Here is a 12,234-nt window from a genome sequence, read left to right on the forward strand (position 1 = left end):
CTCGTATCGGTGGTTGCACTGACTATTGTCTTCTCCAACTTCCCTCCACGGCGCGTTCAGGAATCCGTGAGGGTCGACTTAGCTGACCGATCGAGCAATCAGCGAGCCAAGCTGCCCACCGGTTGATGAAGTCGTCGAGGTCATCGATTACCACCGCCATGAAGGGCCAAGCAACTTGATGCGCCCAGACGCCGAGCCGAAAGGCTTTTGCCGATTCATCAGTCGGGTCCATCGCGAACGGTTCGACGTCGAGTTTTTGAGGGGAAGGTGCATGCCATGATGTGTTGGCGAACGCTGTTTCAAACCACTGATAGCGGCCGGACTCTTGGGCGTCGCAGTACCACAACGCATGACTTCTACCGCGGTATTCAGTATCTCTCGGGTGATCCTTTGGGCGCTCAACCCCTATTCTCGCATAATAAACAACATCGAACGGAAGTTCGAATCTCGATTGCAAGTCGATCTGCGCGCCTACTGGAATTACAAAGTCAAGTGTTGCTTTGTTCAGGTGAATGCGCCAGCCCAACGGCCTCACGTACGGTTCCTTGCTGACAGGATCTAAGTCGACTGCTCGAGGCACGAACTCTGCCACCGGAGCACTGTCCATGATCGCGGCCCTAAGCGCATCCATAATGCGACTAATCGCCTTTTGCGCAGATTTCGCGATTTCAGCTCGACGCTCCTTCTCGGACCGGGCCCGCTCTGCGGCACGGCCCTCTTCCCCTCGTTGAGCTATCACAGCTCGATTTGCCTCGCGGAGAAGCGATAGGCCAGTGCCGGAAATGGTATGGGAAGCCCGCTCAAGCCGAGCCGACAGATTGCTTGGTGAGGGCCGAGTCTGAGGAGCCTTGTATAGACATTCCTCTACAAGGCTCACCAAGGCAAGGGACACGCCGTCTAGCGGCGGCGGCTCATAGTGTAGATGCTGATCCCGGAAGTCACTCGCGCCAGGCCCTCTGAACGGCCAACTACCCGTCAGCAACTCGTAGGCGAGGACCCCAAATGCGTAGACATCGGTGGCAGACGTAGCTCTCTCTGACCGCCATTGCTCTGGGGCAGCGTATGGCGGGGTCATCGAGTACTTCTGAGTATCCGGCGCAGTCGTGGCTTCGGCGTAGCGGGAAACTCCGAAGTCTGCGATACACCATTTGCCGTCGAGCAAGAGAATGTTCTCAGGTTTCAGGTCCCGATGAACAACCTTGCCTTGCAGGTCGCTGAGCGCGAGCGCTATGTCGGACAGAACCGCAATTGCCTCTGTCGGGCTGAGCGCGCTCTGCAAGTTCTGGCGAAGCGACTTTTCCGCCCGAGGCATAATGAGAACCCAGCTATCGAGCGTCTCGCCACTGTCAATAATTGGGACAACATTCCGTGCGCCATCGAGATCGACGAATAGAAGCTCCCGAGCAGATCCGGGCTTCTTCGGGATCAGCTTGGCAACCGCGTCTTGATGGCGTGGAGAACTGGCCGCAAAGACGCTGCCGAAGCCTCCCCCACCAATGCGCTCACCGAGCGCCCAATTCTCGCTGAGCTTGAGGTCTGTAATCGCCACCGATTGGTCACCCCTTCTCGCGGCCTGCCGGGCTGCGACAGCCTATCCGCTGGGCTCGCGTGGTACTAACATGGACACTCCTCGCTCACGGGCCCGGCCGTCAGCCCGGCGGGGCTGCACGTTCAGCGCCGCCCAAGTCTGCGGGCCGACGACCGGCCCGCCGTGTCAGCACGCCGACTGCGCGGTATTCGGTGTCCGGTGCCCGGTCAGCAGCCGGGCCGACCGCAGGCCCCGCCTGACCGCGCCACCGCGCCACCGCGCCACGGCGGCCGCGCTGGACGCGACGACCAGCGGCCCGCCGACGGCGATGGACCACACCGCCCAGCGCGGCGCCCGCACCTTCCCCTCAGCTTTGCGTTGCTGACTTATCGGCCGCCTCCTCGTCGTCTCCTTCGTCGTCGGGGTCGTGCGGGTCGTCGGCATCCCCCACGGGGTCGGTCTGGCCGGCGCGGGCCCACGCCTCGGCCATCAGCGCCCGGAAGAAGTCGGCGCGCTGCTGCTAGCTCATCTGGTCGACCTCGGCGCGGATCGGGCGGCCATCCGGTCCGGTGTGGGCGGTGGTCGAGTCCGGCAGGCCCAGCGCCAGCCGCTCGACGCGGGTCGCCACCTCCAGCCAGCGGGCGATGTCCCCAGGGCCGAGCTTCGACGCGTCGAGGGCCTGCAACCGGGTCACGAGCGTCGCCTGCAGCGTCGACGCGATCCGGGCTTGCCGCCTGGCCATGTCGCGCCGCTGCTCGGCCAGACCCTCGGCGTACAGCCGGTCCTCATCGCGGTCCCACGTCTGCGCCCGCTGCACCCACTTCCAGATGCTTGCCAGCTTGTGGAGGTAATCCCGGCTCTTGTTGACCTCGGTGGCGACCTTGGCGGCGGTGCGGGTGCGGCCCAGGTAGCGGTACAGCACAAATGCCCGTACGCCTTCTCGGGCTCTCGGCGCTGCCGGTCCCAGGGCAGGAACTCCGGCTCGCTCATGGTCACCTCTTCGTGCTGTCGTGCCTGGTGCGGGCGGCCCGGTCTGCGGGGAAGTCAGGCCGGGCCGCCCTATTGCGGCCGGACAGCTGCCGGGCAGAGACATGCCCGACTTGGCCAATTGCCGATGCCTATCTCCCGAGCTACGGTTGAGAGCACGGTGGCCCCGCGCCGCCGGATTCTCCTGTCGCCCGCCGGCCCACGCCTGGCACTGGGGACACCGAGGGACACGGCGTTGATCGTCACGCGGGTGCGGTAGCTCCGGCACATTCCCTGTCGCCGGCGGTCGCGTGGGGTCCGCCGGAGGATGGATTGATTGTGAGCACGGACAACCGGGCCAAGAAGCTGGCCGAGCAGGAAGGCATCGCTTATGCCACCGCGCTGCGTCTGACCCGCGATCAGCAAGACGACGAGCGGAAGCGGAAGGCCCAGGCGGAGATGGAGGCGCTGTTCCCGTCGCTGGACAGTCTGCTGCCGGAAGCGGTGAGCAGCGCATGCCGCACGATGGCGGGCAACAGCATCGGGCGCTACGTCGGGAGGAACAGCGAGAACTGGACCGCCGGGCTGACCTTCGACGACGTCGATCTTCCCACGGACATCCTGCGCGAGATGGTGATCGACGTGGTCACGCCCGACCTCGACACGATCAACTGGCATGTGGACGACGACCCCGACGAGCAACACCCCGGCTCGGTCGAGGCCGTAACCGAGGTGACCTTCACCGGTTGGGGCCGACTGGCCGCGGTTGCTGGGCGGCACGACCTGCGGTTGGTCGACCCGGACGTGGACGGCAACGCCGAAGTTACCTTCACGAGCCGCGTGCGACTGGAGTGGCACTTCGTCTACCACCCGGGGATGAACTATCTCGACCTGCTGTACGCGGGCGCGTCCGAGCTGATGCCGACCAACCCGCACTACTAGGCACGGGCTAGGTGTGCTGTCCGGGGAGGTTGGTTGAGGTTGTGTGACGACACGGTTTGATGTCGTAGGTAGGTGAAGGCCTCCGGTTGCGGAGTGGAGCTGTCGAGGAACCGCTCCGCCAACCAGGAGGCCTTCATGTCCCACGCTAGTGCTGCTTTGACCCCTCGCGCACGTCTGCGCCTGGCGCGTCTGATCGTGGATGAGGACTGGTCAGTCGCTGCGACGCTGAATCTCAACAAAGCCAGGTATCACCTCGGCGAGATTTTCGGAGAGAGCTCGCGCACCGCCGGCTGACGTGCGCGGATAGGCCGCTAACCGCGCGTCACGCATTGTCCCCGTCGGTCGAGCGGATGCTCGGTATGCCAACACAGTGCACAGACCGACTGCCACCAAGCGGCCCGACAGTCCTTCGACCAGCGCGAGCGGACAGCTTGTCCGACTCGACTGCGAAGATCCTTCGTAGAAATATCGGCGTGTCGGACAACCAGCGTGACGATCTCGAGGATCCCCTGACTCGATGGCTCAACGGGCAGCCGCGGGCCGACCCGCAGCTGCCTACCGAACGGCGGCGTGGTCTGCGGTTTGCGTTCTACGGTCGGATGTCGACCGTCGAGCACCAGGACCGGGTGACCTCTCGGCACTGGCAACGGGACTGCGCCACTGAACTCGTCGCCGCTCACGGGGTGATCGTCGCCGAGTACTTCGATGTCGGCTGCTCTCGCCGCCGCGGCTGGCGGCAGCGTCCGCAGGCCGCCGCGCTGCTGGCCGCGCTCGACGATCCAGATCGCGGGTTCGACGCGATCGTGGTCGGCGAGTACGAGCGGGCGTTCTCCGCCAATCAGCTGCAGCGTCTGGCGCCGGTGCTCGAACAGCACGCTGTGCAGCTGTGGCTGCCCGAGACGGAGGGGCCTGTCGATCACCACGACCCGGCCCATCAGGCGCTGATCATGATGCTGGGCGCCCAGTCGAAACGTGAGGTGCAGCGCGCCCGGTTCCGGGTCGTCACGGCGATGCGGGCCCAAGCGCGGGAGCAGGGACGGTATCTCGGAGGCCGGCCGCCCTACGGCTACCGACTTACTGACGCCGGCCCTCATCCAAACGCCGCCCAAGCGCGATGGGGTCGCCGGCTTCAACGCCTCGAACCGGATCCGGCCACGGCCGGACACGTGCGGTGGATGTTCGCCCAACGCCTGGACGGCCAGAGTCTCGCCAGCATCGCGCGCGCCCTCAACGACGCCGGGATACCGTGCCCGTCGGGCATCGATCCCGACCGCAATCCACACCGCAGTGGCGACCGGTGGACCCTACGAACGGTCGCGGCGATCCTCGCCAACCCGCGCTACACGGGCCGGCAGGTCTGGAACCGGCAATCCGCGCACAACGACGCCGACGCCGGCCGCTCGGAGCGAGAACCGATCCGGCGGAACCCGACCGTGGACTGGGTGGTCTCCAAGCAACGGGCTCACCCCGCGCTGGTCAGTGAGCAGGACTTCGTCGCCGTCCAGGCCGTCCGCTCCCACCGGGGCGCCCACGACGGCACCACCCGCCGCTACCTGTTCACCGGCCTACTGCGCTGCGGGCCGTGCGGGCGAAGATTGGAGTCTCACTGGATCAATCGACGCCCCGGCTACCGATGCCGCCACGGCCACACCAGCACCCAACAGCCCACCGACCGTCGACGCAAGATCCTCTACCTCAGGGAAGACCACATCATCGCAAGACTGGCCGACCATCCCCGCCTCCCCAGCGGGATCCAGACTCCACATGACCTGGTCGCACTCCTGCACAAGAGGAAGATCACCATCGTCTGCGACCAGGAGCACTGCACACCAACCACAGAAAGATCCGCGCAGGCCAACCTGCGCGGATCATGATCAATATGTGGTAATGATGTGTCCGAGGGGGGACTTGAACCCCCACGCCCTATACGGGCACTAGCACCTCAAGCTAGCGCGTCTGCCATTCCGCCACCCGGACTTGCTCGTTCAGCCTACCTCGCCGACCCAGACGATCTTGCATCCGAAGGCCGGCCCAGCGGGCCGCACGGGGAGTTACTGTACACGGCGCTCGTGGATCATGCACATCACCCTCCCGCCGCTGCTCACGCCACCACCCAGGGTCACCACGGCCAGCTTGAGGGCAGGCCCGGGTAGCGTCGGCGGCCCCGTGACGGCAGCATTGCCCTGTGTCCCAACCCTCTCCCCTGGCTCCCGTACAGCAACGGGCCCTTGCGCTGCGCGCGGCGGGTGACCACGACGCCGCCCGGCAGTTGCTCGCGGACGCTGTCGGGTCCGCCCGTCCGCCGTACGGCGAGGACCACCCCGAGACGTTGCACACCGCGCACCTGCTGGCCCGCCTGCACCGCGAGGCGGACGACCCGCTCGCCGCCCGCCGGGTGCTCGAGGAGGCCTTCGCGGCGGGCGAGCGGCGCTGGGACCATTCCGACCCGACAATGCTCGCGCTCGCCTTCGAACTGGCGGAGGTCGCCGAGGAACTGGGCAACAGGCACGAGGCCCGCCGCAACTACACCCGGGTCGCCAGCGCCGGGCCCGCCGTGCTCGGCGAGCACCACCCGGCCGTACGCGCCGCCCGTGCGTACCTCGGCGAGGCCAGCCCCGCTCCGCAGCGGTCGCCCGTCGGGCCGTCGACCTCCACCTCCGACGCCTCGCCGATCGACTCCGGGACCCGGTCGGCGCTGTCCGGCCCGACGCTGTCCCTGGCGACCCTGGCCGCGATGCGACCGGCCGCCGGCGGCCAGCCGACCCCCGCGTCACCCTGGGCGCCGCAGCCTCCCCCGGCCCCGACCGGTCCGACGCCGCCCACGCCCACCGTCCCACCGCTACCGGCCGCACCCCCGACACCGCCCGCCGTCCCTGCGGTACGGGCCACACCGCCGACGCCGCCGCGCCAGCGGGTCGAGCAGCCGGCGCCGTCGCCCCGGCCAGCGGTCGTGCCAGCGCCTCGGACCGCCGTCCAGCCCACGCCGCACGTCCCGCAACAGCCTCCGCCCGCGCCGCCGCGTCAGCGCACGAATGACGAGCCGATCCACCCGGCGGCCGGCCCGCCACAGACACCGCCGACCGCCGCGTCGCACACCACCGCGCACCGGCCTACCGCGCCGTCCGCAGTCGCACCGCCCACCACCGCGCACCAGCACAGCGCGCCGACTCCCGCCGCGCCGTCGGCACCGGTGCCGGCTCCGCGGTGGGACGACCCCACGATTCAGGTACGACAGATCGAGCCCCTTCTGGCCGAGGAGGCCGCTCGGATCGCAGCGGCAGGACCGGGCGGCGCAGTCGTCACGGCACAGGGACCAGTCCCGACGACGTCCGGTCCGGTGGGCACGCCCGGGCACCACGCGCTCGGCCCGACGCCCGCCGCGCCGCCGCAGCCGACCTCCGGACCGCCCCGGCCTCCGGCGCCAGCCGTGCAACCTGGCCGCCCGGTGTCCGCTCCACCCGGTTACGACCAGCCCGTCTCCGGGCCACCCGCCCGACCTCACCCGGTGTCCGGACCGCCTGCCACCCCCGTCTCCGGACCGCCCGGCCACGCCTATCCCGTGTCCGGTCCGCCGGCCCAGGCATTCCCGGTGTCCGGCCCGCCCCACCCCGTACCCGGACCGCCGACCCAGGCATTCCCGGTGTCCGGCCCGCCCCACCCCGTACCCGGACCGCCAGCCCAGACATTCCCGGTGTCCGGACCGCCCGGCCTGCCCGTGTCAGCACCACCCGGGCAGAGCCAGCCCGTCTCCGGACCGCCCGGCTACCCCTCCCCAGTGTCCGCACCGCCCGGCCACAGTCAGCCGGTGTCGGCGCCTCCCGTCAGCGCACCGCCCTGGGGACTGACCGCCCCGCCCTGGAGCAGCAGCGCGCCTCCACAACCGATGCCCGCGTCTGGCGGTGATGCGGTGGAGCCGACGGACACACGGAGCACACCGTTCGCCGAGGCGACGGCGAGTCCGGGAAACATCGTGGACGGGCAGGCGACAGTGGGCGGGCAGGCCACCGTGTCCGAGAGGCCCGGACCCGCCGGCGAGAGCACCGTCGTGCCGGCCACCGTGCACAGTGAGCCGTCGGGGATCGCCTCCGCATCGACGGAGGTGTTCCCGGCAGTCGGGCTGGAAACCGCCCGGCCGGGCAGACCTGACACCGGCGAGCCGGCTACGGCGGCAGCAACCTCTACCTGGGGACCGAACCTCGGCCCGGCCGCTACGAGGTCCACCATCCCGGTTTCGGGCGGCCACGACGGTCCGCCACCGGTCGGGAGTGGATATGGCAACCCGGCGAGGGTCGCGGGTGGCCCGGCCAACCCGGCGTCGACCCCGGCGGACGACCTGATGCCGGGGCCGGTCGCGCCCGTGTACCCGTCCGCTCAGCAGTACCCGGGACAGCATGCCCCGCAGAGTCACGAGGTGTACCCGGGCCAGTACTACGCGCCGGAGGCGTACACCGACGGGGGTGGCTCGACGGGCCGCAACCGGGCGACGGTGATCGGCGCGGCGGTGGCCGCCGGGGTTGCCCTGGTCGCGGTCGCCGGCCTGGGTGCGGTGGTGTTGAGCCGCGACGACACGCCGCCTCCGCCGTCCGGTACGCCCGTGACGGCGGCGCCGGCGGCGACCGGTCCCCCTCCCGGCGACCTGAAGCTCCGCGACGACGTCGTGACGATCACGCTGAGTTGGACGGATCCGTCCGGCGGCGCGGTGCCGTTCATGGTCGCGGGTGGGCGGGCCGGCTCGGCGCTCGGTGTGATGGCCACCGTGGAGCCGGGGAGGACCAGTCACACGGTCAACGGGCTCAGCTCCCGGGTGGACTACTGCTTCACGGTGCTGGCCGTCTACTCCACCGACAGCTTCGCCACCTCGGGTCAGGTCTGCACGGACCGCGAGCGGTCCACGCCGCCGAGCTGACCGTCACGGGAGCACTGTCGCGCGGACGACGCGAACGGTCCACGCTTTCGCGCTGGGCGACGTCGGATTGACGATTGTGGAGCTGAGCTGGGCGTCCACCGCGCACGCTCGGTATCCACAGGGGTGACGGTGCGGGTTCCCCCGTTCCCGGCCGGGCCATATGATGGCACCCGGCTCAGGGGAGGGGTCGCCGCGAGGCGTACGCCACCTGCCACGACTCAGGGAAGGCAGCCGGCTGTGGCCAGCATCGACGACGCCGAGCGGACCGACGCCCCCCGTTCCCGGTCCCGACTGCGCGGCGGGCTGGTGACGGTCGGCACGGTCACCGCGCTGCTGGCCGCCATGGGGCTGACCGTCCTGGGGTTGGGCGCGGCGGACAACGCGGTGGCCAACTACGACGCGAGTTCCTGGCTGTGGAGCGGGGTGCGCAGTGAGCTGGCCCGGGTCAACGGGGTGACGGCCCGAGTGGACACCCGCACCGAGATTCCCGGTGCCCGTCGGCACCCGATGCAGGTCGCCCAGACCGATCGGCTGCTGATCCTGCGGGACCTGCAGACCGGGCAGATCAGTTCACTGGATCTGGCGACGCTGCAGCTCACGGCGACCACGCCGACCACGCCCGGTCTGGGCGTGAGCGTGGCCCTGCACGAGGACGCGGCGTTCGTCGTCGACGCGGTGCAGGGCATCGTGCGGCAGCTCGACCCCCGGTCGTTGAGCCCGGTGGGTGAGCCGGTGCGCTATCCGCCGGGCATCACCGGCGGCGCGTTCGACGGTGAGGGCCGGCTCTGGATCGCGGTGCCCAGCGAGGGCACGGTCTCGGCGGTCACCGCCGCGAAGCTGCCGTCCGCGCCGGCCTCGGCCGCGCCCGCCGGCGCTGGCATCAGCCCGGAGCGGGTCGAGACGTACGACGTCGCCGACCCCAGCCACGATCTGGGGATATCCACCCTGGACGACGGGGTGGCGGTCCTGGACCGGACGGCGGGCCGGCTTCTGCGGGTGCAGCGCGGCGAGGTACGCCCGACGCCGTTGACGCTGCCCGGCCCGGCGGCGTTGCCGGCCCGCACCTCCGGACCGCGGGTGCCGGTGACGGTGCCCGCCGAGCGGCGCGTGCTGGTGGTGGGTGACGTCGGTGAAGAGCGGGCGTTCACGGTGCCGGGCGACGGCGACCGGCTGAGCCCGGCTGTGGCGTGGGCCGACCGGTTCTACTGCGCCGACGAGACCACCGGCACCATCTACTCCTTCGACGCGGGCGGCCAGTTGGTCGACACCATCAAGGGCAGGGCGAACGGCCCCTTGGAGATGGAGGTCCGCGAGAACCACCTCTTCATCAACTCGCCCAACTCGGCGACGGCCCGGGTGGTGGACGACAAGCACCAGGTGCGCGAGGTCGACAAGTACGCCAACGACGTGCTGGGCGGCGACCCGCCGCCGGTGCCCCCGCCGCCGCCCCCGCCGAAGAAGCCCCGGGTGAGCAAGCCGAGCGCGCCGCGCAGCGTCACGGCAGCCGCCGGCAACGCCCAGGCCCGGGTGAGTTGGCGGCCCGCCGCCGCGAACGGCGCCGAGATCATCAAGTACGTCGTAGAGGGTGCCGGCCAGCGCCTGGAGGTGGGTGCCAACCAGCGTTCGGTGGAGGTCAAGGGGCTGACCAACGGCGAGACGTACCGTTTCGCGGTGCACGCCGTGAACGCCAAGGGGGACGGCCCGCCGCGCAGCAGCAACCCGGTCACCCCGACCGCCGCGGTGCCCGATCCGCCGGCCAGCATCACGGCGCAGGAGCGGCCGGACGGCACGGTGGTGGTCAAGTGGCCGGCCGCGAACGCGCAGGGCAACAAGATCGTCAAGTACGCGGTGACGGCCACGTCGGCGGGGACGAACGCGCCGGCCGGCGAGTCGACGAAGACCGAGCTGGTGGTGCCGGCCGGTGAGTTGGAGTTCGGCACCCAGTACGCGTTCACCGTCGTGGCGGTCAACGACAAGGGCGCTGGCTCGGCGGCGTCACCGGTCAGCAACACGGTGGTGCCGTTCGCGGCACCGGGTCGGCCGCTCGACCTGCAGGCCGGCACGGTCGCCGACCAGCCGGGCGCGGTCACGGTGCAGTGGTCGCCGGCGGAGGCGAACGGCCGGCCGGTGACGAAGTACCAGGTGGACGTCGGCGGCAGGACCAGCGAGGTCACCGAGACGCGCACCACCGTCACCGGGCTGGGCAACGGCCAGAACGTCACGGTGAAGGTGAAGGCGGTCAACGAGGCCGGACCGGGTCCGGAGGCCACCGCCACGGCCCGTACGGTCGCGGCGCCCCGGGTCACGGTCACCGGTTCGTCGGCGACGGCCACGTCGGCGACCGTCACGTTCACCGTCGACGCGGGCGGCGGCAGGGCCACCTGCTCGCTGAGCACGTCGGGTGAACCGGCGAAGGCCGGGGCGTGTTCCAGCATCACGATGTCGGGTCTGACGCCGGGCACGGATTACTCGTTCACGGTGACGGCGACCAACGCCGCCGGCAGGAACACCGCGACGAAAGCCCAGAAGACGCAGCCGCTGTACGGGATCGCGACGTGCAACAACGGAGAGTCCGGGCCGGAGTCGACCTACTGTGACCGGGACCGGGACGGCCGCAACGGCAACGAGATCTTCTCGGTGACCCGGCAGGACAACGACAAGCAGGAGGGGTGGGCGAAGCCCGGCACGCGGCTGCAGGCCTACTGCAAGAAGTCGGGCGAAGAGGTCTACGCCTACATCTACAACAAGGACAAGCGCAGCACCTGGTGGGTGCAGGTCGAGTACAGCGGGAAGAACTACATCCCGTGGGCCTGGCTCAACCTGGAGGGCGGCGACAACATCAACGTCCTGCCCACCTGCTGAACCACCAGCCGAGGAGCACCGCCGACCGTGAACACCCACGAGCCGCTCACCCAGCCGGAGGTGCAGGGCTTCGCCGCCCTGGCCGCGCGGTTGGCCGAGAACGTCAACGCGGTGGTGCTCGGCAAGCCGCAGGTGGTGCGGCTGGCGCTGACGGCGCTGTTCGCTCAGGGGCACGTGCTGCTGGAGGACGTGCCGGGGGTCGGTAAGACGACCCTGGCGCGGGCCATCGCCGCGACCGTGAAGGGTCAGTGGCGACGGATCCAGTTCACGCCCGACCTGCTGCCGTCGGACGTGTCCGGCGTGACGATCTTCAACCAGGCGAGCCGGGAGTTCGAGTTCCACCCGGGCCCGGTGTTCGCCAACATCGTGATCGCCGACGAGATCAACCGGGCGTCGCCGAAGACCCAGTCGGCGCTGCTGGAGGTGATGGAGGAGCACACCGTCACCGTGGACGGGGTCCGGCATCCGGTGCCGGCGCCGTTCCTCGTGGTCGCGACGCAGAACCCGGTGGAGATGGACGGCACCTACCGGCTGCCCGAGGCGCAGCTCGACCGTTTCCTGGTGAAGCTGTCCGTCGGCTACCCGGACGAGGCGGTCGAGGTGGAGGTGCTGCGCGGGGCGACGGTCCGCTCCCCCGAGGCGCTCGCCCCGATCACCGACACGGCGACCGTCGGGGAGATGGTCCGGATGGCGCGGCGGGTGCACATCGCCGAGCCGCTCTACGCGTACGCGGTCCGGCTGGCCGCCGCGACCCGTACCCATCCGCAGGTGCGCGTCGGGGTCAGCCCTCGGGGTGTGATCGCGTTGACCCGGGCGGCGTGCGCGTACGCGCTGATCGACGGGCGGGGCTGGATCATGCCGGAGGACCTGAAGGCGCTCGCCGAGCCGGTGTTCGCGCACCGGCTGTTGTTGACCCCGGACGCGCAGGTGCGCGGGGTGACCGCCGCGGAGGTGCTGCGCCAGGCCGTCGCCTCGGTGCCGGTGCCGCTGCCGTCGGGGCAGCCGGCCCCGGTGCAGGGCTGACCGGCGG

The 12,234-nt window shown here is 70.0% G+C and carries 8 protein-coding genes and 1 tRNA gene; 5 read left to right on the forward strand and 4 right to left on the reverse strand.

Annotated elements, in window-relative coordinates:
• Window positions 1-22: 22 nt before the first annotated feature.
• The 3 genes from ACGFH9_RS26475 to ACGFH9_RS26485 all read right to left on the reverse strand — a co-directional run bounded on the left by ACGFH9_RS26475 (window position 23) and on the right by ACGFH9_RS26485 (window position 2,450).
• Entirely contained in the window at window positions 23-1,549 is a 1,527-nt protein-coding gene (locus ACGFH9_RS26475) for a serine/threonine-protein kinase (protein ID WP_393224306.1), read from the reverse strand.
• Between the two features lie 165 nt (window positions 1,550-1,714).
• A complete protein-coding gene (locus ACGFH9_RS26480; protein ID WP_393224309.1) occupies window positions 1,715-1,888 on the reverse strand; it encodes a hypothetical protein in 174 nt (57 codons plus the stop codon).
• Between the two features lie 160 nt (window positions 1,889-2,048).
• Window positions 2,049-2,450: a hypothetical protein gene (locus ACGFH9_RS26485; RefSeq protein ID WP_393224312.1), complete on the reverse strand. Its 402-nt coding sequence runs from the start codon at window positions 2,448-2,450 to the stop codon at window positions 2,049-2,051.
• 383 nt (window positions 2,451-2,833) lie between these two features.
• Here ACGFH9_RS26485 and ACGFH9_RS26490 point away from each other — a divergent pair, with 383 nt between their 5' ends.
• Both ACGFH9_RS26490 and ACGFH9_RS26495 read left to right on the forward strand, forming a co-directional pair.
• Window positions 2,834-3,436, forward strand: a complete 603-nt coding sequence (locus ACGFH9_RS26490) for a hypothetical protein (RefSeq protein WP_393224315.1) — start codon at window positions 2,834-2,836, stop codon at window positions 3,434-3,436.
• Between the two features lie 599 nt (window positions 3,437-4,035).
• Window positions 4,036-5,310, forward strand: a complete 1,275-nt coding sequence (locus ACGFH9_RS26495) for a recombinase family protein (RefSeq protein ID WP_393224317.1) — start codon at window positions 4,036-4,038, stop codon at window positions 5,308-5,310.
• 19 nt (window positions 5,311-5,329) lie between these two features.
• On the opposite strand, the gene ACGFH9_RS26500 is transcribed toward ACGFH9_RS26495, so the two are convergent.
• A tRNA-Leu gene (locus tag ACGFH9_RS26500) sits at window positions 5,330-5,413 on the reverse strand.
• 208 nt (window positions 5,414-5,621) lie between these two features.
• Here ACGFH9_RS26500 and ACGFH9_RS26505 point away from each other — a divergent pair.
• The 3 genes from ACGFH9_RS26505 (at window position 5,622) to ACGFH9_RS26515 (ending at window position 12,227) form a co-directional block, all read left to right on the forward strand.
• Window positions 5,622-8,342 (forward strand): tetratricopeptide repeat protein, encoded by a 2,721-nt coding sequence (locus ACGFH9_RS26505; RefSeq protein ID WP_393224319.1) that lies wholly within the window; start codon window positions 5,622-5,624, stop codon window positions 8,340-8,342.
• A 237-nt stretch (window positions 8,343-8,579) separates the two neighbouring features.
• On the forward strand, window positions 8,580-11,204 hold the full coding sequence (locus ACGFH9_RS26510; RefSeq protein WP_393224322.1) for a fibronectin type III domain-containing protein: 2,625 nt from the start codon (window positions 8,580-8,582) through the stop codon (window positions 11,202-11,204).
• A gap of 27 nt (window positions 11,205-11,231) precedes the next feature.
• Window positions 11,232-12,227, forward strand: a complete 996-nt coding sequence (locus tag ACGFH9_RS26515) for an AAA family ATPase (protein WP_393224324.1) — start codon at window positions 11,232-11,234, stop codon at window positions 12,225-12,227.
• Window positions 12,228-12,234: the final 7 nt, after the last annotated feature.

The sequence above is a fragment of the Micromonospora sp. NPDC049102 genome (assembly GCF_043197485.1).
Classification (GTDB): domain Bacteria; phylum Actinomycetota; class Actinomycetes; order Mycobacteriales; family Micromonosporaceae; genus Micromonospora.